This is a genomic window from Paeniglutamicibacter psychrophenolicus, from assembly GCF_017876575.1.
Lineage (GTDB): Bacteria > Actinomycetota > Actinomycetes > Actinomycetales > Micrococcaceae > Paeniglutamicibacter > Paeniglutamicibacter psychrophenolicus.
Map to the genome: position 1 here is coordinate 4,408,815 of NZ_JAGIOE010000001.1, position 19,480 is coordinate 4,428,294.

The following is a 19,480-nucleotide window of genomic DNA, read 5'->3' on the forward strand; positions in this document are numbered from 1 at the left end:
GGCGGCAACAACAAATCAATCTCGGCGGCGGATGTTGCCAGCCCGAACATCTTGGCCTTCAGCCAACAACGAGACTCTTTCGGACCAGCACCACAAACCCACCATTAAGTGAATCACTTCACAGTTGAATACCACTCGCCGTATGATTTGACGAAACTGCAGGCAACAAAAAACAATTCCGTCGGGGTCTTTACAGATTCCAGGATCTCTCCTAGACTCCAAACTAGATGCCAACGGTTGGGGAACCGTTTGGGGGGTCGTTACGGCGACGGGCATCGGATGGGGTCTAGAAACTTGGGGACCACTTCATTCCTCCATAATTTCTCATCAAGAATGATTCGCTGGGGGGCGATAAATTTCGCACCTTCTTGACGTAGAAACTGGAGAAACAACATGAACACCTTGCTCGCAAACATCTTCCTTGCCCTTCAGACCGTCGGTGACAAGCTTCGCCGCGAGGAAAAGGGAGCCACCGCCGTTGAATATGGCATCATGGTTGCCGGCATCGCCGTGGCAGTCATCGCAGTCGTATTCCTCTTGGGCAGCACGCTTGACGGAATGTTCGAAGGCGTCGAAGCATGTGTGGCGGCACCCGGGACAGTCTGCGTACCGTAAGGTCCGCAGGTCGCTTCCTATGGAGGCCTAGGGTGGGTGGGGCACGTCGCTGTGCCCCACCCCCCCACACACGCACACCAACTGAAATGACTTCAGTACCCACCTGGGGAGGGTAGGAGAATGTCAAAAACGGATCAAAGAGGAGCTTCGGCGGTCGAATTCGCCATTGTCCTGCCACTATTACTTACTCTATTGCTAGGGATAATCGAATTCGGATTTCTGTTTAATCAGCAGATATCGTTGACACAGGCAGCCAGGGAAGGAGCCCGGGCCTACGCTATCCACCACGGCGAACTAGGTTTCAATCTGACAACAGCCGCGCAGAACGCAGCGCCCTCGCTGGGGCCAGTCAATGCGGACGCGGGTGCGGGCTGTGATTCAGACAACATTGTTAGAGTCACCGTATCTCGTTCATACTCTTCAATTACGGGCTGGTTTGATTTCCTGAGCATCACGAAGCTCGAGGGCAAGGGAGCCATGAGATGCGGCGGCTAAACATGAAGTTTGAGCAAAAAATGTCTTCCAAAGAAGATGGTATTTCCAGCGTTCTCGTGGCCATCATGTTGGTAGTATTGCTGGGATTCGCTGCGATATCGATTGATGTTGGCAAACTCTATTGGGAAAAAGCCCAACTCCAAAACGGTGCTGATACCAGCGCGCTGTCCATTGCCGCGATTTGTGCAAAAGACTTCGCCGACCCATTGTGCGTTCCGGAATCCACAGTTGCGCAATTGCTCGCGAACAGAAACGCCAATGACGTTGCATCCACCGTTGAGTCCGTTTCAATCCTAAGTAACGAAGTAACGGTCACTACTGCTGCTTCAGAGGAGGGGGCTCCGGCCAATTCGATCTCCACCTGGTTCGCGAAGATCCTTGATCCAACTTTTGCAAGTTCGGAAGTTAGGGCCAGCGCAACCGCCATCTGGGGACCTCCAAAATTCCTTGGAACCAAATTCCCGTTAGCCTTCTCACAGTGCGAAATCGATTCATCGCCAACTTTCGACGGAAACTTGCAGTTTCTCATGAGTCACGGTGTCGATGACAAGGACAGTAAGAAGAATCCCGACGCTTGCCACAGCACCTCATCTGGGCATGAAATTCCTGGCGGCTTCGGTTGGCTCACACAGGAACCCTTGGATAGTTGCTCGGTTGATACGATCATCGGCGAGTGGGAATTTACCGATGTTGGCAACGATTTCAAGGACGGATGCATGCTGACCCTAAGCAAATGGAAGGACATGCTTGAGGCGGGCGAAACAGTCATTGCATTCCTACCGGTCTTCGATGATGTCAGAGGCACCGGTGCCGGCGGTGAGTTCAAGATCTACTCCTACGCGGCAATCGAGATTCACGGTTGGCATTTCAAGAATGACAAAAAGCCTGAAGCGGTGCTGGATTACCAGCCCCCTGCGGTAGCGAAAGTCATTAAGGACGGCGATTACAAGAACTCGGATCTGGGATTCGTTGGTCGATTCATCAGATACGTCTTCGACGATGAAGACGCATCGGGAGGAGGCGGCACGGATCACTACGGTGCTGGAGTTGTCAGACTCAGCAACTAGGGTAATAAGAAATTAAGCGACGGCTTCTTCCCGCCGCAAATAACGAATCATGACTGGGGGCAATTCATGAAAACACGGCTGCTGGGGGGCATTGCCGCACTAGTGTTGGCTGTAGTTGGTGCCGTACTCCTTTACACATATGTTAACGCCGCTGATGCACGCGCACAGGCCGCACTGGAACCTGTTCAAGTCTTGGTTGTCACCAAAGACGTACCTGCAGGAACGCTGGTAAAAGACTTGGGTCAATCCTTGACGGTAACGAGCCTGCCAGCTGCAGCAGTTTCGGACAGCGCGTTAAACTCGCTCAACGACCAAGACGGAAAGGTCGTCGCTCAAGACATGGTTGTTGGTGAACACCTGCTCGCGGCAAAACTTGTTCCCGCAGATTCGCTTCTGATTCCTGGAACTGTCGCTGTTCCCAAGGGCCTTCAAGAGGTGACCGTACTTCTGGATCCTGCACGTGTGGTCGGTTCGATGCTTCGGGCAGGAGATACTGTTGGAATTTTTGGTAGTTTCTCCGATGCCAAAGCCGAAGGTGAGACGACAGAATCGAGCAAGGTCACTAAGCTGCTCTACGACAAGGTCCTAGTCACAGCAATCCAGGTTGCTCCACAGACTCAGGACCCGCAGAGCAAGGATGTCGCGGCGTTGCCTTCAGGGTCCGCGTATGTGACCTTCGGAGTTGATTCGAACCAAGCTGCAAAGATTGTCTACAGTCAAGAGTTTGCAAGTATCTGGCTGACCAAACAAAATGAAGATACACCGGCCGGGAACACTAGTGCGGTCACTATTAAAGAGGTGCTCAAATGAGTCGCTTTCTCTTGCTCACCGATCTGCCTGACTTCGAAAAGGTTGTTGAACTGGCTATTCGTGGCGCGTTGCCAGGCAACCTGCAGAGGATACCAGCTGCAGCAGTGCAACTCACACCGGAAGAACTGCTCACCCGTAGTCTCGGTGAGATAACCGATGTCTTGTTGCTCGGGCCCGACGTAAATACAGCTGCGGCATTGGACTTGGCTACGGCAATGGACCTGCTCCATCCCGATATTTCGGTGGTTTTGACCGCGTCGGGAGACTCAGAATTGGTCATGACGGCCATGCGCGCCGGTATCCGCGACATTGCCGATCCGGGCGCCGAACCGGAACAATTGCGTGTCCTTCTGGAACGTAACTGCCTGATCACGGAAAGCCGACGTCGCCAAACCGGTGACGGCATCCATGAACGCCAACGCGGACGAGTCATCGCTGTCATGTCGCCAAAGGGCGGGGTAGGAAAAACCACGATTGCGACCAATCTAGCCGTTGGTTTGTCAAAGATCGCGCCTATGGGCGTGGTCATCCTAGATCTCGATCTACAGTTCGGGGATGTTTCTAGCGCACTCAATCTTGATCCTGAACATACGATTACAGATGCAGTGTTTGGAGCCGCAGCCCAGGATTCGATGGTTCTTAAAGCCTATCTCAGCGTCGGTGAAAGCGGCGTCTATGCGCTTTGCGGGCCCAAGAACCCTGCGGATGCCGATCTCATTACAGCTGAGCAGGTTGCCATCTTGGTGAGCCAGCTTGCGGCCGAATTCCAATACGTTGTCCTGGATACTGCGCCCGGGCTTGGTGAACACCTATTGGCTGCGCTGGAGCTGACAACTGATGCAGTTTGGGTATGCGGCATGGACGTACCAAGTATCCGCGGTCTAAACAACGGTCTTGCAGTTCTACGTGAACTCCAGTTGATCCCCGAAGGTCGCCATGTCGTATTGAACTTCGCCGACAAACGAAACGGGCTGACCGTTCAGGACATAGAGCTATCAATCGGTTTGCCGGTTGATGCCGTCATTCCAGTCTCGCGATCAGTCTCGTTGAGCACCAACAAGGGGATTCCGCTTCTCGCCGAGAAGACGAGGGGCCCAGCCTGGAGAAACCTCCATCGTTTTGCGCTTCGTTTCGATCCGAGTTCAAAGGATTCCCAGCGCAAAAGCGTGCATCGGCGGGAGGTGCTCCAGTGAACCTCTCGGATCGGCTTAATGCCATACGCAATGAAATCAATCCACCCTCAGAAGTTCCTGTTCCTTTGGCTGTGGACGAGGTTTCTATCGACCAAAATACAGTAGTGCAAGAGGCAACATCCGATGATACTCCCTTTGCGGAGCCGGTCGCTGACCCAACGCATCCCGAGACAGTTAAGCCAAACAGTATGATGGCTCGAATGAGCGGTACCGCAACCACGCCTACCCAACCACGCAACCACGTTGACGGCTTAGCCGCGCTCAAGTCACGTGCAGGTGAAGAGCTGTTCAGGCGGCTTGGTTCGCGTATCACTGATCCGTCCATGACCGAAGAATCTCTTAGGAAGATGGCGCGCGAAGAGCTTAGTCAGGTCATTGATGCAGAGAACGTTCCGCTGTCTCCTGAGGAACGCCGGCGGCTTATTCGGGACATCGGCGACGAGGTCTTGGGTATGGGACCCTTGCAGAGGCTGCTAGATGACCCGGAAATCACCGAAATCATGGTGAACCATTTCCAACAGATCTACATCGAGCGGAACGGCCAGTTGGAGCTGGTGGACGCCAGGTTCAGTTCCGAACAACAATTGCGCCGAATCATTGAGCGAATAGTTTCGCGCGTAGGCCGGCGTATTGACGAGTCTTCGCCACTTGTTGATGCGCGTTTGGAGGATGGTAGCCGTGTCAATGCCATAATTCCTCCCCTTGCAGTCAACGGTCCCAGCCTAACCATTCGAAAATTTGGCCGTGATCCATTGACCGTTCGAAATCTCATCGATTTAGGGACGTTAAGCACGGACATGGCTCACCTCCTTGACGCCTGCGTGAAGGCACGGTTGAACATCATTGTTTCTGGTGGAACGGGAACTGGGAAGACCACTTTGTTGAATGTACTCTCGGGCTTCATCCCCAATAACGAGCGTATCGTTACCATCGAGGACGCCGTTGAACTTCAGCTACAGCAGGAACACGTGGTTCGCCTCGAAAGCAGGCCGCCGAACATTGAGGGGAAGGGCGCCGTTAATATTCGTGACCTGGTCCGAAATTCACTTCGAATGCGACCAGACCGGATTGTCGTTGGTGAGGTTCGCGGTGGGGAAGCATTAGATATGCTCCAGGCGATGAACACCGGCCACGACGGTTCGGTGTCTACCGTCCACGCGAATACCCCTAGGGATGCGATAGCTCGGTTGGAAACCTTGGTGCTCATGGCTGGCTTCGACCTTCCGTTACGTGCCATACGTGAGCAGGTTGCTTCCGCAGTCGACCTGATTGTGCACCTGACTCGTATGAGGGATGGTACCCGAAGAGTCACCCATGTAACCGAAGTCCAAGGGATGGAGGGGGATGTCGTCACACTGCAGGACGCGTTTGTCTTCGACTACAGTGCCGGTGTGGATGCCCACGGAAGATTCCTCGGTAAACCAATTCCAACTGGTGTCCGTCCTCGATTCATAGAACATTTCCACAACGTTGGAATCTCGGTCCCGGCAGGTATCTTTGGAACGACGTTCACCGGTGGTAATGCCAACGCTATGGGGAGGCGATGACAATGCAGATATGGTTAGCCGTCGGCGGAATGGTTTCGGCTTTAGGTGCCGTCCTCTTGGTTGTATTCCTAGTCTTTCGGCCGGCCAGCGCCGGTATCTCGTTGAAGCGCCGCCGCCAAGGCAACGTGGATCAACGATACTCAATGCTGACCCGTTTTAGTGGTGCAGCTGTGGGCGCTGTTGAACGTGGTGTCGGTTACCAGGGTGGACGTCTCTTTAATCGTGCCGCGTTGGAGGAAGCCGGATTGAAAATGGCACCGGCAGAGTTCCTAGTGCTCTTGATATCCGGCTCTGTCGTTGCAAGCTTGCTTGGCTTCGTCGGAATGGGACCCGTAGGTGCAATTTTTCTTGCACTGTTGGTTCCTGTTATCGGCTGGGCCGTGTTGAACATACGAACTTCGAAGAGACGCAGTGCCTTCGATATCCAATTACCAGACCTCCTCATGACTCTTTCGGGTAGCCTCCGAGCAGGGCACTCTGTAATGCGTGCGCTGGATTCCGCGATTGCGGAGTTTGAGCCACCTATGTCAGAGGAGCTCAGCCGAATAGTTAATGAGGCCCGTGTTGGACGGGACCCTGAATCAACCATGATGGATATCGCTCAACGCATGGAATCCGAAGACTTTTCTTGGATTGCAGAAGCTATCTTGATCAACCGAGAAGTTGGTGGGGATCTCGCTCAAGTACTCGACCAAGTCGGCGAAACCATCGGCGAACGTGCCCAAATCAAGGGACAGGTTAGGGCCCTTGCAGCAGAAGGCAAGCTTTCGGCCTACATCTTGATTGCTTTGCCGATCGGGGTGTCGTTGATGCTTGGGCTGATCAATCCTACGTACATCGGTACACTCTTCATTCATCCCGTTGGAATCGTGATGCTTGTCGTAGGAGTGGTCATGCTGATCATCGGGTCCTTTTGGATGAGCCGCACTATTCAAATCAAGTTCTAAGTGGGGGACAATATGGGACTCGAAGTTATTGGTTGGGCAGCAATTGCACTTTTGGTGTTTCCAATGGCCTTTCTAGTTTGGGGCTTTGTCTCGGTGGACCGAAACCAACTTGTTCTCATCAAGAAAAACCTAAGTAGAACATTGCAGGGACCCGGCGAGGAAATCGAGCGTAAATCCGACTTTACGGCGCTGGCGCGCCATCTGACCTCCGGCTCGTATGCGGCCAAGCTGGATCGTCTGCTTGCCATGGCAGGCCGCCCAGCTTCATGGCCGTTGGATCGCGTGATTGTTGCCAAACCGATCACAGCCTTGGCACTGGGGGGAATCGGGATACTGTTGTTTTTAGCCAACCCAGTGCCGCAGCTATTTGTCATGGCAGTCGCTCTGCTTGTCCTTGGCTTTTTCCTGCCTGACCTGTTGGTCTACAATCAGGGAATCAAACGCCAGGAAACCATCCAGCTCGAACTGCCAAACGTCTTGGACCAATTGCTCATTTCCGTTGAAGCAGGGCTTGGGTTCGAGTCGGCTATGGCCCGTGTTGCGGCAACCAATCCTGGTCCAATGGCCCAAGAAATGAGTAGGGCGCTTCAGGAGATGCAGCTCGGACGGTCACGAGCAGATGCATACGCCGCTTTGGCCCATCGATCCTCAGTTGCAGATTTGAAGTCCTTCGTTCGGGCAGTGATCCAAGCAGATAGATACGGAATTGGCGTCGTGAGAGTATTGAAAGTACAAGCCTCACAAATGCGAATTAAGCGGCGTCAGCGGGCCGAAGAGAAGGCTATGAAACTACCCGTCAAGATCCTCTTCCCACTGCTATCATTTATCTTCCCAGTGTTGTTCATTGTCATTCTAGGACCCGCTGTTATCAACATTATTGAAAGCGGTTTTTTCGGTAAATAAGCAAATTTACTAACAATTATCCAATGAAGTTTCATGGTTCCGGAAACGACCGCATTAGAATGCTCGAGGGGTGCCTCCGATGAGATCCTAGCTCGTGGGTTTGTGAACATTCGACAACCCCTGAGCTGGGTTTCATTGACGTCCCAGCAATGTGGTTGACGTGGCGCTTTGACTTTATATCACGATTTCCCTGCCTATTTGATCACGTGATTTCTCGTCGGCAGTTTCAGGCGTAATCGGAATTCCAGATAAAGAGCATCGTATTACTAGTGGTCATCTTTCCGCTCTCGTGAAAGGCTAGGACAATTTTCCTGCCAGGTTCTCTACCGGCATCTAGTGCTCAGTCTCGTCAGCCGGGGACTGACACAGAATCTCCCCGCCGATCAGCGCCACACTAACACAGGCCCCCGAAAAGCGATCGATGTCTCCGGTGACTTGTTATTCAAGGCATCGGTATGACGCGCCGCGATTACTTATCACGTGGCGTGAACGGCGTCGATTCATCGATCCTAGATTCGGTGAAACAGGAAATTCGGGCAATCGACTTCAACAGGCTCATTATGAGCCTTGAAAAGTAGGCTGAGAAACCCCGCTCGAAATCTGCACTCGGTGTTGGTCCGCTGGCTTGTCACTCGTCCAGCGTCAAGCAATGTTCGGTACCTTCCCTAATTCACGGCCTTCTCAGCTGGGAAAGCAACTCCCTCACCGATGACTCGAAGGTTCAATTCCATGCCGGGGCGCGCCATCGACGCGTTCCAGTGGCGGATGGTGATGACCTCCCCGCCGCCAACCAGGCCTGGCACCGGGGAGAGCTTGATTCGCACCGTGGTCTCCGGCCCGAAGAACACCGTGTCCACCACGGTCCCCCTAATCGGTCCGTCCGCTGTGATCCGGATCTGCTCCGGGCGCAGCATCAGCCGCACCTGGCCCTGAACCGTTGCATGCCGCACGGGAATGCCACCCAGCGAACATGTGGCCAACGAACCTTGAAGCAGCGCGTCAAGCATGACCGCATCGCCCAGGAACTCGGCCGTGTCGAGGTCCGCCGGGCGGGTGTAGACGGAGAACGGCGTGCCGGTCTGGGCCAGCCTTCCCCCGCGCATGACCGCCACCTGGTCGGCGAACGACAGTGCCTCGCCCTGGTCGTGGGTGACCAGGATCGTGGTGATTTCCGCCGCATGCAGGACATCTGCCACGGCCTTGCGCGTGGCCACGCGCAGCCCGGCATCCAGGGCCGAGAACGGTTCATCCAGCAGCATCAGCTTGGGCTTGCGGGCCAGGGCGCGGGCCAGGGCCACACGCTGCTGTTGGCCGCCGGAGATCTCGTGCGGGCGCCGCTCCCCCATGGAAGCCTCCAGGGAGACCATCTCCAACAACTCGGCCACGCGCCGGGTATTCGCCCTGCGACCGGCAACGTTCCAGGAGCGATCCAGCCCAAAGGCAATGTTCTGGGCCACGCTCAGGTGCGGGAAGAGAGCCCCGTCCTGGGCTACGTACCCGATCTCCCGCTTGTGGGCAGGCACCCACGCGTCCCCGGCCACCGGGCGGTTGTTCAGTTCGATGGTTCCGGAATCCGGGTTCTCGAAGCCTGCGATCAGTCGCAGCAGAGTGGTCTTGCCGGATCCAGAGGGTCCGACGATGGCGGTGGTTCCGCCCTCGTTCAGGGCGAGGTCGACCCCCTTGAGGACTTCCTTGTTGCCAAAGCTCTTGACCAGGTTGCTGGTGCGCAGGAACTTGACGGCTGGCATGAGCCCGTAGAACTTGTGGGCCTGGGGAATTTGGGTGGTCACTGTCCGGCTGCTTTCTTTGACTGTTGGAACAGCAGGTAGGTCATGGGCAAGGAAATGAGGATCATCAACAAGGCATAGGGTGCGGCGCCCGCGTAGTCGATCTCGCTGCTCTTGGCCCAAAACGCGGTTGCCAAAGTGCGGGTGCCGTTGGGTGCCAGCAACAAGGTTGCCGTCAATTCATTGACGATGGCCAGGAACACCAGCGCCACTCCTCCGGCCGCCGCCGGGGCGCTCAATCGGAGGGTCACCCGGAAGAAGGCCAAGGCCGGGGACCTGCCCAGCGAGCGGGCCGCTTCTTCGAGTTCGCGCGGTGCCTGGGAGAGCCCTGCGCGCAGGTTCACCAGCGCACGCGGGAGGAACAGCAACACGTAGGCGGCCAGCAATACGTAGGCGCTTTGGTAGATCCCGGGGACCAAGCGGATGGCAACGGTGACAAAGGCCAAGCCGACCACGATCCCGGGCATCGAGCTGGTGATGTAGTTGGACAGCTCCAAGAGCTTGCTGAACCAGTTGGGGTGGCGCACGGCAAGGAACGCCATGGGGAAGGCCACGACGCAGGTGATCAGGGCGCCGGTGAGGCCGTATCCCATGGTCTGGGCCAGCGCCGGGAAGAACTCTGTCGGGTCCCAGATTGCCGCTCCCCCGGCGACCAGCCAGCGAACCACCGAATACAGCGGCACGCCCAGGGAGAGCACGAACAGCGCGAGCAATGCCAACTGGGCGGCAATCTCGTGGCGTCCCAGCCGCAAGCGTGTGGCCAGTCTCTGTGCCCCGACCCCGACGCGTGAGTACCTCGCGTTGCCGCGGGTCTTGGCCTCGGCCAGCAGGAGCAACATGCACAGCAGGACCAACACGCTGGCGAGCATGTTGCCTGCGGCACCGTTGAAGGTGGACTGGAACTGGATCATGATCGCAGTGGTGAAGGTGTCAAAACGGATCATGGCAAAGGCACCGTATTCCGAGAGCAGGTGCAGGGCCACCAGGAGCGAGCCGCCGGCCATGGCAATGCGAAGCTGTGGGAGCACCACGCGGAAGAACACGGCCCAGGGGCCCAGTCCCAGCGAGGCCGCGGATTGCTCAATGGCCGGGTCCAGCCGTCCCAGGGTTGCCGCGACGGGGATGTACACCAGCGGGAAATAGGACAGCGTGGCAATCAGCGTGCCGGCGCTAAGCCCGGCCAGCGAAGGAATGGTCGAGGCCCAGGCGTAGCTGTTGACGAACGCAGGAATCGCCAGCGGGGCGGCCAGTGCCAGCGCCCACCAGCGGTGGCCCTGCAGGTTGGTGCGTTCCACCAGCCAGGCACCGCCCACGCCCAGCACGAGGCACAGCGGCAGCGTGACGAGCACCAGCAAGATGGTGTTGAGCAGCAGCTCACCGACACGCGGGCGGACGATGAGTTCGACGACGGTGTCCCAGCCGGTGGCCACCGTCATGTAGATGACGTAGCCCAGGGGAACCAGGGAGAACAAGGCAATCAATGTTGCCAAGATGACGAGCGTTGAAACGCCCAATGGCGGGCGGGGCTTGGTGCCCCCGCCCGCCATCTTCGGTTCCCGGTATTTCGCGGGAACCAATTGAGTCTTGCTCATCTGGGTTACAGCAGTCCTGCCTTGGTCATGAGGTCGGTGACCTTGGCCGAGTCGAGCTTGGCCGGGTCAACGGTCGGAGCCTGGAGCTCGTTCAGTGGTACCAGTTTCTCATTGGAAGCCACCTCGGACCCAACGGCGTACTCAAACGAAGTGCCGTCCTTGAGGATTTCCTGGCCCTTCTTGCCGGTGACGAACTTCAGGAATTCCTGGGCCTGCTCAGAGTGCTTCGAGGAGGCGAGGACGCCGCCGCCGGAAACCGAGACGAATGCTCCCGGATCCTGGTTCTTGAAGTAGTACGAGGTGACGTTCTTTGAGTTTTCGCCGGTCTTGGCCTGGTCGCCATAGTAGTAGTAGTGGTAGATCAGCGCGGCGTCGATTTCACCGGCGTTGACTGCCTTCATGGCGGTGGAGTTGCCCTTGTAGGCGGTGAAGTTTTCCTTCATGCCCGCAAGCCACTGCGTGGTAGCTTCTTCGCCCTTGAGTTCCAGCAGTGCTGCAACGATGGCCTGGAAGTCGGCGCCGGTCGGTGAAGCTGCCCACTTGCCCTTCCACTCCGGCTTGGCCAGGTCCAGCATGGACTTGGGCAGCTGGTCTGCGCTGATCTTCTTGGGGTCGTAGACGAACACGGTCGAGCGTGCTGCGATACCGGTCCACTTGTTGGTGGACGGGCGGAACTCGGCGGGCACCTGGTCGATGGTGGCCTTGTCGATGTCTGAGAAGAGACCGGCATTCTCAACCTGCGTCATTGCGGGAGAATTCTCGGTCAGGAAGACGTCGGCCGGCGAGGCCTTGCCTTCCTGGATGATCTGGTTGGACATTTCGGTGTCCGAGCCGTTGCGTACGGTGACCTTGATGCCGGTCTCGGCGGTGAAGGCGTCAACCCATTCCTGGGTCAGGCTTTCGTGCTGTGCGTTGTAGACCGTGATTCCTCCGGCATCCGATTCTCCGGCGGCCGGTGCGTTTGCGGAGCATGCGGTCAAGCTGAGGGCGGCGGTGGCAATGAGGGCCATGCCAGCCAGCACATTTTTACGAATCGTCATGGATCGGCGCTTTCTTATGGAGTGAAGGTATCCGGCGGGTCAGAAAGATTCTTGAGCGAGCCCGCCCACCTAGCTTAGGTATGACTTACCTAATTCACCAAACAAAACAGGGGCCAATGCCCGTCGCGCAGGGAAGCCTGAGCCTAACCTAACGCGACAGGCTCGAAAACCCTTGCAGTGCGCTGAATTTGAGGAAGATTCCCATGCCTGAATTCAGCCTACTGAGCAGACCTTTTATACGAACCCCAAGGCCGCACTCCGAACACTTTGATTCACCAGCGAGCCAGCCTGTGAGGTGCACCACGCAACTTTTCGCGCTGTCACAATTTGCCGCAAACCACCGCTCAGGGCTGTTTGGCCCCTGAACGAACATAGCCCCCGGTGCCGAAAAGGCACCGAGGGCTATGTTCAATATGTGGTTTTCAGCGGTCGTCCGCCTGGCCGAGGCTTAGTGCTGGCGGAACTCGGTGATCATCGGGCAGTCAAACGGGTCGCGGGCCGAAAGGCCGACCTTGTTCAAGTACGTGATGACCTGCGCGTAGGACTGGGTTACGGAGGTGACCGTGTACGGGACCTTGAGCTCCAGGCAGTACTCGCGCACGATCTCGGCGACACCGGCGAGGTTGGCGCGGGGCATCGAGGGGAACAGGTGGTGCTCGACCTGGTAGTTCAATCCGCCGAAGACGTGTGAGAGAACGCGGTTGCCGAAGGTGGAGCGGGCCATGACGTTGCGGCTGGTCAGCACCTGGCGGGAGAAGAAGTCAATGCGCGACTCCTTGGGGATCAGCGGCATGCCCTTGTGGTTGGGGGCGAACGAGGCACCCATGTACACGCCGAAGACCGCGAGCTGCACGCCCAGGAAAGCCGAGCCGATGCCTACCGGCAGGAAGATGTAGATGGCCGCCACGTACAGGGACAACCGAATGATGATGGAGATGATCTCGCGCCGGCGGTCCTTGACCCGGTCGCCGGTGAACAGGTAGATCATCGACCGCATGTGCAGGTTGAATCCCTCGAGTGTCAGCAACGGGAAGAACATGTAGCCCTGGCGCTCGGTGAGCCACTTCAGGAAACCCTTTTGCCTTTGGGCATCCTCGGTCTGGAACGAAATGGTGTCCCACTCGATGTCCGGATCCTTGCCCACCGTGTTGGGCATCGCGTGGTGCTTGTTGTGCTTGTTCATCCACCACTGGTAGCTGATGCCGACCACGAAGTTGGCCAAGAAACGGCCGATCCTGTCGTTTGCCGGACCCGATGTCAGGATCTGGCGGTGCGAGGCCTCGTGGGCGAGGAACGCGAACTGGGTAAGAATGATGCCAATGGCAGCGGCAATAAGTAGCTGGAACCAGCTGTGCCCCAACAGAACAAAGCCTGTGACAGCACCACCAAGCAGGACCACCAGAACACTGACAAGCCCAAGGTAGTGGCCCTTGCGACGGCCCAGCAAACCGGCGTCGCGGACGCGGATTTTCAGGTGGCGGTAATTGTTGGCTCCGGCCGAACCACGCGATACACGTTGCTCCGGGGCCGAGGGGGACAAAGTGGAACTCATACTGCTCAAGGGTCACTCCCGATAAGCGAGTAGGGCGACGATTTCAGTCGAAAGAACTGAAAGTCTCGGTTCCTATGTGTATGAGCTTACGTGCTACGCATGTGAAGCACCTGATCGTTGCATGTTGATACAAAATATTTGGATTCAATTCGGGGTATGAACCCCGCACCAATATGGTCCAATAGGCGCTTTCGCCCGTGATTCAGGGATTTTTCGCAATCGCTTTGAATGCGCGACATATAACACCTGGGGCATTTGTTGCCTGGGTCACGTAACTGGAAATTGCTCCGCAACGAACCGAAGCACGGGTTGAATCCACCCGTGGTCCGGTTCCGATCAGCGGTATTCGAAAGACTTATTTTCGATTAGCGCGCAACACTTCCAAGCGCTGCCGGTACTCGGTCTCATCGATCTCTCCGCGTGCGTAGCGCTCGCGCAGCACGCCCTCTGCGCTCGTGGGATCGCCCTGGATGCGGTGGCGCCAATACATGCGCCGGCTGAAGAAGATAAAGAAGCCAATGAGCAGGATCCAGAAGATCGGGATCAGGATGAACCAGCCCGGTCCGTATCCCGGTCCCCAGGCATGTGCCGGCATGGCTGCCAGTGCGGGAAGAATCGTGGTTGTCATTTTGGGTTGCTCCTCAAAGCATCGATTGCGGATTGCGAGGCCATTTGCCTCATGTATCCACTTTCGTTCCTTGGGGTCCTTTGCCGCATCGGCCCGGTGGAGGCACCTTGGACTGCGCGGCGTACTCCACCCGGTGCAGTTGCCGGTGCCACCCGGATTACGGTCGGTCGCGTCGAGGCGCCTGCGTGGCCGGCAGCGCGCCGGGCGTGATCAGTCCGCTTTCGTAGGCGATCACCACAAGCCCCGTCCGGTCACGCACGCCCATTTTCCCGATGATCCGGGAGACATGGGTCTTGGCCGTGAGCGGGGTGATGAAAAGTTGCTCGGCGATTTCGGCGTTGCTCTTCCCGGTGCCAACGAGCAGCAACACCTCGCGCTCGCGTTCCGTCAGCACGTCCATGGCCGCAGGTCTCTTGGTGGTCGGCGGGGGCTGGGTGGCGGCAACCTGGGCCAGGAGCTTGCGGGTCACCGAGGGCGAGAGCAGCGAGTCCCCCGCCGCGACGATCCGCACGGCCTGGATCAGTTCCTCCGGTTCGGTGTCCTTGACCAGGAATCCGGAGGCCCCGGCACGGATGGAATCGAGGATGTAGTCGTCGAGTTCGAAGGTGGTGAGCATGATGATCCGGGTCTTGGCCAATGCCGGGTCCGCGGTGATTGCTGCCGCGGCCGTGATGCCGTCCCCCTGGGGCATGCGGATGTCCATGAGCACGATGTCGGGTTTCAGGGCGCGGGCCTGGGCCAGGGCCTGTAGGCCGTTGGAAGCCTGGCCGAGCACCTGCATGTCGTCCTCGGCGCCCAGCAGCGCGGAGAAGCCTGCCCGGATCAACGATTGGTCATCAACAATGAGAAGGCCGATCATGGGACTCCTTGGCTTCGTATCGTGGCGTGCCCAGGTTTCAGGCACGCGTCGTTCCCGGTGCCGGCAGCCAGGCGCTGATCCTGGTTCCGGGAGTCGGAGCCCCCGGGGCATTTGCCGCATCGATCGTCAATGTGCCGCCGTGTGCACCCAGACGTTCGCGCATGCCGCCGATTCCGTTTCCCTCGTTGCCAATGCCAAGACCAACTCCGTCGTCGGTTACGGTGACCGCGGCGTGCGCATCATCCAGGTGCACGGCGACCACCACGCGGCTCGCCTTGGCGTGCCGCACGACATTGGTCAGGGATTCCTGCACCACCCGGTAGAGGATGTTCTCCACTCGCTCATCGACCCACCCGGGCGGCGGCAACGCCGGCGGAGTGAAGATGATTGCCACGTTGGCGCCGCGGACCCGCTGCACCAGCTCGTCGAGTTGTTCAAGCCGCTGGCTGGGAACCCGTGGCGCGTCCTGGCGCAGGACGGCCAACACCTCACGCACCTCGGAGAGGGCTTCCTTGGAACCGGTCTTGATGTTTTCCAGGGCCTCGTACATGCCTTGGGTGTCGCCGCCATTCTTGGCCAAGTGAAGGGCCACGGAGGCTTGCACGTTGATCATCGACAGTGAATGCGCCACGACATCATGGATGTCTCGTGCCAGCACCAATCTTTCCTCGTCACGCTGGTGTTTTGCGCGTTCCATGGACGCCCTGCGGTACTCGTCCCGCCGAGTCTTGGCGCTACGCCCCAGCTCACCCACCAGCAATACGACTATGAGCCACACCAGCACAAAGAAGACCCGTGTGCTTTCACCATGCTGCATGGCCAGCAACAGGAATCCGACACCGGCAGCCGCAGCACTCCCCCACGCCCACCACCGGGCACCGGCAAGGACTGCCAGGACGAGCCCCACGGCAAAGGAAAGGGGGAAAGGCCCCCAGGGGAAACCTGCCGCTACGTAGCCGACGGTCACCAAGCCGATGCCGGCGACCATGGGGCCGGGGGCGCGTCGGCGCAAAAGCAGCAGGGCCGGACCCGCCAGCAGCAAAAGAACAGCGAACCAGGGAAGCGATTCGTTGAATCGCTGCGCTGCAAAGTGGGTGCCCACGACCTGGACAACCGCCACGGCCACCGGCAGGATGCCCAGCGGCGGACGGCGTCGATTGATCATGAGACGAGACTACTCGCAGTCGCTATCGGTCTTCATCCGGCTACGGCCGTAGCGGGACATACAACATGGGGAGTACATGCCACAGTGGATTTGGAAACCTTTCATGCATGGTTCCACGGACCGTTTCAACATCACGGCATCACGGGTCCCGCTGCTTGTTTCCGTTTCCGCTGACGCAATCGGATTTACGAGACGAGTTTCGCCATGCAGCGCCGGATCGCCAACCACATATCGTGGAAGGAATTACCTTCAGGCCCCGAAGCGGCAATAGAAGCACAGCGAAACCTTCTCAGGAATGCTGGCGGCGAAGCACCGATGGAGTCTTCACCGCGTGAGAGCGGTTCATTGGATCATGCGCGTGCCGAAGCAGGGAAGGCAGCTGAGTACGTCGGTCTTACTCAAGCAACACTCGAATTCCCTGGCAGGAAAGGACCCACGGTTCGGAATCTGTTTTCAGGGTGCAGTCTTCGCTCTGGACATATCTTCCCGTCCGGAAGCTGCTGTCGGGCAGTTCCGCATACATGAACCGCGAATGCGGAACCCAGATGGAGAGGACGTCTCCATCGACCGCACTGCGGTCCAGGAGTACCCGTTTGCCATCCGTTGCGGTGACCGGATCCATCGAACCCATCCCGGCACCCATCATGATGAGAAGGCACGCCACCGCCCAGATCAGCAACGCCACGATGCCCACGGCAAAGAGCAACAGCTGAACAATGACAAAGACTGCGGTGTTGCGTATTCGTGCGACTGGTGGCCCGACCAGCAGCAGCAACACCGTCCCGACGGCCAGTCCCCCGAGTACGAAAGCCAGTGCCGCGAAGTCCCCATCTTGCCAACCCAGGTAAAAGACCAGCCGGTTGCCCGACTCGTCGTGGATCCTTCGGTCAAACAACCAGCCGAAGACCGTGTAGCAAACCGCTGCGAACGCCAGCAGCCCGATGACCCACCGAAGGCGTTCCGGCGCGATCCGTCGAGGGGCCCGCGCGGTCTCGGTGGTCATGGAGCAATCCTATGCAAGGATCCTCGGCGTCGTTTCCATGAAAGTGCCCGGAGGGTGCCTCTCGGGTGTGCAGCGGCTACCGGTAGGTCGCCGTGTACGTTCCACTTGCCCCGGTGAAGATTACGTAGTCGACGCCCTTGATCGTTTCCCTGTCTAGGTCGATTGCCAGTCCCTCGGACCGGATACCGGTGAGCGTGCCTTGGTTCGACTCGATAGGCAGCATCGTCTTGAGCATGCCGTGCGTCTTTCCGGTGATATCCAGTTCGAACGACAACTCGCCATCTTCCCAATTCAGGGTCTTGAAGCTCGAAGCATTCCTGGCATCCGTCCATTCCAGGAGCTGCTTGGCGGAGATCATGGGTATGGAATGGCGGATGGCCATGTCCATCAGGTCGATATCGAAACCCGTGCTGAAATCCACGTGCGTTCCGAATGCTCCGTAGAAGCCCTCGGGACCCGTGGCACGTTCCAGCAGCTGTTCCACCGCCTCGGGATGATCCGCAAAAACCTCATCCACCAGGTGAGTCTCTTGCTGGTACACGTTGATGAGGTTTCCTTCCGGGTCGCTGAAACGCATCGGGAATCCCGATCCGGTCATGAATCCGGCCCGCTGCCGGATCCAGTCGCCCGGCCAGTAGTAGTAATTCATGTCGATGCGCATGCCCCAGCTACGCTCGGTGCTGGCTTGCGTCGACCACTGGCTCCAGGCGATGCAATGCAGCCGGTTTCCCGTTTGGGCAGGAAGTCCGGGGTACTTCTTCCTGAACTCCCCCAGGGATTGGGAGAACGCCAGTGTCAGCGACTTCGCGTCCCAGTCCTCACACCCCGTCGTCACATGTGCACCGACATCGAATCCACTATCGGAGTAAGACTCGGCGTTTGCGGGAGTCAGCCCCGATTCCGGATACAGCCACGATGTTGCCCGCAGGCATTCCCACTGTTCGACGGAACAGTCCTTCGGGCTCAGCTCGCTGAGCCGCTCAAACATCCTGCGCGTTCCATCTACTGTGCCATGGTCGTCCGCGGCCATGACCAATGCCGCCTTGGAAAAATTCGGGAGGTACCAGAATTTCGGCATGGGCCCGTTGCCCTGATTCACATATCCAATGAGGTTGGCGAGCAACCGCAGATGCTCGTCAGCCTGCGGGATGTGCACCTTCTCCAAGTCCAGGTAGTCGCTCTCATCGCCACCAAAGAACAAATCGTCAGGGCGTATGGGCGCGATGCCGTCCCGTTCCTGGCCGGCCCATTCGGGGTTCCCCTGCCGGGTCAGGACCGTTGACTTGGCCAGGTTGAAGGAATACGCGGCGACGGTGCCTCGCCCGTCGATCCCCGGCTTCACCGTGACCGCCGGGCGGCCGCCGGTACTCCACGCGGTGGAACCTTGCGAAGCGATGGCACGTGTGCCGCTCTTGAGCTCCAACCGCGAAGAGTCGCCGTGGAATTGGAGGGAATCGGATGCTATGCCCTTGCCCGGTGCTTGTGACGTGTCGATGTGGATGTATCCGTCGGAGACATCCGGTCCGTGGTTCACGACCCCGGCGAGCTCTGCGATCTGTCCGGTTGGTTCCATGGCAATGAGGTTGCCGTTTTCGTGTTCGACCCAGTCCGAGAACATCTTGGCCGTTCCCGCGCCCACCGTGCCGGTGGCCAGGATTACCAGCTCATGGGCATCCAGCAACTGCGGTGTGAGGTCCTCAACCGTGGTGGTTTCGAAGCTGTTCAGTCCCTCCATGCGGAGTATCTCGGCGTAATGTGCCGAGAATTCACTGGATTCGTCGACGACCAGCAAGATCGAGCCACCGGGCCCTTGGTCGAGGGAGGGTTTTTCCGGCACGGAAAAAGTCCATGTACCGAGCTCAGCGCCGCTTGCGGACGGTGCTGCCGTGGCATTCAGCGAGGCGAGGTAGCTTCCGGGGGCCAGTGCCGAGGCCGGTTCGAAGATGATCGATTCCCGATCGGCACCGACTTCGAGCGCACCATCAATCGCGTTCCCCTGCTGGTCCTGCAGCTGCAGGCCCAAATCACCGCTAACCTCATCAATCGGCCGGTCCATCCACGCCACCACATGGGCTGTCCGGGAAACGGACTTTGCCCCGTCACGGGGGAAATGCGACACAATCTGTGCTTCTCGCGGCTCTTTGGGGTACCCCGCGGTCCCGGCAATGACCGCCACGAATCCCAGGCACGCGACGATCAACAGCACAATGCGCTTTGTTGTTCCATGCAAATGCAGACTCATGACGTAATTTCCCCAAATTCACGACAAGCCCCGTC

At 58.1% G+C, this 19,480-nt stretch carries 17 protein-coding genes; 8 read left to right on the forward strand and 9 right to left on the reverse strand.

Annotated features, from left to right (window positions below):
* Positions 1–393 precede the first annotated feature (393 nt).
* From JOF46_RS19795 to JOF46_RS19830, 8 genes are all read left to right on the forward strand, one after another.
* The gene (locus JOF46_RS19795) at positions 394–615 is read left to right on the forward strand and encodes a Flp family type IVb pilin (protein ID WP_209910477.1); all 222 of its coding nucleotides are present in this window, start codon (positions 394–396) and stop codon (positions 613–615) included.
* Between the two features lie 120 nt (positions 616–735).
* Positions 736–1,110, forward strand: coding sequence for a TadE/TadG family type IV pilus assembly protein (locus JOF46_RS19800; protein ID WP_209910480.1), 375 nt, complete (start codon positions 736–738; stop codon positions 1,108–1,110).
* A 2-nt stretch (positions 1,111–1,112) separates the two neighbouring features.
* Entirely contained in the window at positions 1,113–2,177 is a 1,065-nt protein-coding gene (locus JOF46_RS19805; RefSeq protein ID WP_209910482.1) for a pilus assembly protein TadG-related protein, read from the forward strand.
* A gap of 66 nt (positions 2,178–2,243) precedes the next feature.
* Positions 2,244–2,987: a Flp pilus assembly protein CpaB gene (cpaB, locus tag JOF46_RS19810; protein ID WP_209910486.1), complete on the forward strand. Its 744-nt coding sequence runs from the start codon at positions 2,244–2,246 to the stop codon at positions 2,985–2,987.
* The gene (locus JOF46_RS19815; RefSeq protein ID WP_209910488.1) at positions 2,984–4,180 is read left to right on the forward strand and encodes a CpaE/TadZ family protein; all 1,197 of its coding nucleotides are present in this window, start codon (positions 2,984–2,986) and stop codon (positions 4,178–4,180) included. The genes cpaB and JOF46_RS19815 overlap by 4 nt, the downstream gene beginning before the upstream one ends.
* A gap of 191 nt (positions 4,181–4,371) precedes the next feature.
* Complete coding sequence (locus JOF46_RS19820; protein ID WP_245348732.1) at positions 4,372–5,727, forward strand: TadA family conjugal transfer-associated ATPase; 1,356 nt, start codon at positions 4,372–4,374, stop codon at positions 5,725–5,727.
* The gene (locus JOF46_RS19825) at positions 5,724–6,674 is read left to right on the forward strand and encodes a type II secretion system F family protein (RefSeq protein WP_209910491.1); all 951 of its coding nucleotides are present in this window, start codon (positions 5,724–5,726) and stop codon (positions 6,672–6,674) included. Before JOF46_RS19820 ends, JOF46_RS19825 begins: the two co-directional genes overlap by 4 nt.
* 12 nt (positions 6,675–6,686) lie before the next feature.
* Entirely contained in the window at positions 6,687–7,577 is an 891-nt protein-coding gene (locus JOF46_RS19830) for a type II secretion system F family protein (protein WP_209910494.1), read from the forward strand.
* 665 nt (positions 7,578–8,242) lie between these two features.
* Here JOF46_RS19830 and JOF46_RS19835 read toward each other — a convergent pair.
* The 9 genes from JOF46_RS19835 to JOF46_RS19875 form a co-directional block, all read right to left on the reverse strand.
* Positions 8,243–9,325 (reverse strand): ABC transporter ATP-binding protein, encoded by a 1,083-nt coding sequence (locus tag JOF46_RS19835; protein ID WP_209912085.1) that lies wholly within the window; start codon positions 9,323–9,325, stop codon positions 8,243–8,245.
* Positions 9,326–9,363: 38 nt separating this feature from the next.
* Positions 9,364–10,911, reverse strand: coding sequence for an ABC transporter permease (locus JOF46_RS19840; protein ID WP_209912087.1), 1,548 nt, complete (start codon positions 10,909–10,911; stop codon positions 9,364–9,366).
* Positions 10,912–10,961: 50 nt separating this feature from the next.
* Positions 10,962–11,996 carry an iron ABC transporter substrate-binding protein gene (locus JOF46_RS19845; RefSeq protein WP_209910496.1) on the reverse strand — a complete coding sequence of 345 codons (1,035 nt, stop codon included), beginning with the start codon at positions 11,994–11,996 and terminating at the stop codon, positions 10,962–10,964.
* 448 nt (positions 11,997–12,444) lie between these two features.
* Positions 12,445–13,548, reverse strand: coding sequence for a fatty acid desaturase family protein (locus tag JOF46_RS19850; RefSeq protein ID WP_245348208.1), 1,104 nt, complete (start codon positions 13,546–13,548; stop codon positions 12,445–12,447).
* Positions 13,549–13,903: 355 nt separating this feature from the next.
* A complete protein-coding gene (locus tag JOF46_RS19855; protein WP_209910500.1) occupies positions 13,904–14,176 on the reverse strand; it encodes an SHOCT domain-containing protein in 273 nt (90 codons plus the stop codon).
* A 157-nt stretch (positions 14,177–14,333) separates the two neighbouring features.
* On the reverse strand, positions 14,334–15,035 hold the full coding sequence (locus JOF46_RS19860; RefSeq protein WP_209910502.1) for a response regulator: 702 nt from the start codon (positions 15,033–15,035) through the stop codon (positions 14,334–14,336).
* Between the two features lie 37 nt (positions 15,036–15,072).
* Entirely contained in the window at positions 15,073–16,200 is a 1,128-nt protein-coding gene (locus tag JOF46_RS19865; protein ID WP_209910504.1) for a sensor histidine kinase, read from the reverse strand.
* Between the two features lie 394 nt (positions 16,201–16,594).
* Positions 16,595–17,203, reverse strand: a complete 609-nt coding sequence (locus JOF46_RS19870; RefSeq protein ID WP_209910506.1) for a hypothetical protein — start codon at positions 17,201–17,203, stop codon at positions 16,595–16,597.
* Positions 17,204–17,279: 76 nt separating this feature from the next.
* Positions 17,280–19,445 (reverse strand): Ig-like domain-containing domain, encoded by a 2,166-nt coding sequence (locus JOF46_RS19875; RefSeq protein WP_209910509.1) that lies wholly within the window; start codon positions 19,443–19,445, stop codon positions 17,280–17,282.
* Between the last annotated feature and the right edge of the window lie 35 nt (positions 19,446–19,480).

Bases quoted from the DNA above. Each gene is read 5' to 3' on its own strand.
- JOF46_RS19795 (WP_209910477.1), top strand. From the start codon at position 394: ATGAACACCTTGCTCGCAAACATCTTCCTTGCCCTTCAGACCGTCGGT.
- JOF46_RS19865 (WP_209910504.1), bottom strand. From the start codon at position 16,200: ATGATCAATCGACGCCGTCCGCCGCTGGGCATCCTGCCGGTGGCCGTG.
- JOF46_RS19815 (WP_209910488.1), top strand. From the start codon at position 2,984: ATGAGTCGCTTTCTCTTGCTCACCGATCTGCCTGACTTCGAAAAGGTT.
- JOF46_RS19860 (WP_209910502.1), bottom strand. From the start codon at position 15,035: ATGATCGGCCTTCTCATTGTTGATGACCAATCGTTGATCCGGGCAGGC.
- JOF46_RS19820 (WP_245348732.1), top strand. From the start codon at position 4,372: ATGGCTCGAATGAGCGGTACCGCAACCACGCCTACCCAACCACGCAAC.
- JOF46_RS19825 (WP_209910491.1), top strand. From the start codon at position 5,724: ATGACAATGCAGATATGGTTAGCCGTCGGCGGAATGGTTTCGGCTTTA.
- JOF46_RS19855 (WP_209910500.1), bottom strand. From the start codon at position 14,176: ATGACAACCACGATTCTTCCCGCACTGGCAGCCATGCCGGCACATGCC.
- JOF46_RS19875 (WP_209910509.1), bottom strand. From the start codon at position 19,445: ATGAGTCTGCATTTGCATGGAACAACAAAGCGCATTGTGCTGTTGATC.
- JOF46_RS19840 (WP_209912087.1), bottom strand. From the start codon at position 10,911: ATGGCGGGCGGGGGCACCAAGCCCCGCCCGCCATTGGGCGTTTCAACG.
- JOF46_RS19835 (WP_209912085.1), bottom strand. From the start codon at position 9,325: ATGCCAGCCGTCAAGTTCCTGCGCACCAGCAACCTGGTCAAGAGCTTT.
- JOF46_RS19830 (WP_209910494.1), top strand. From the start codon at position 6,687: ATGGGACTCGAAGTTATTGGTTGGGCAGCAATTGCACTTTTGGTGTTT.
- JOF46_RS19800 (WP_209910480.1), top strand. From the start codon at position 736: ATGTCAAAAACGGATCAAAGAGGAGCTTCGGCGGTCGAATTCGCCATT.
- JOF46_RS19850 (WP_245348208.1), bottom strand. From the start codon at position 13,548: ATGAGTTCCACTTTGTCCCCCTCGGCCCCGGAGCAACGTGTATCGCGT.
- JOF46_RS19805 (WP_209910482.1), top strand. From the start codon at position 1,113: ATGAAGTTTGAGCAAAAAATGTCTTCCAAAGAAGATGGTATTTCCAGC.
- JOF46_RS19870 (WP_209910506.1), bottom strand. From the start codon at position 17,203: ATGACCACCGAGACCGCGCGGGCCCCTCGACGGATCGCGCCGGAACGC.
- JOF46_RS19845 (WP_209910496.1), bottom strand. From the start codon at position 11,996: ATGACGATTCGTAAAAATGTGCTGGCTGGCATGGCCCTCATTGCCACC.
- cpaB (WP_209910486.1), top strand. From the start codon at position 2,244: ATGAAAACACGGCTGCTGGGGGGCATTGCCGCACTAGTGTTGGCTGTA.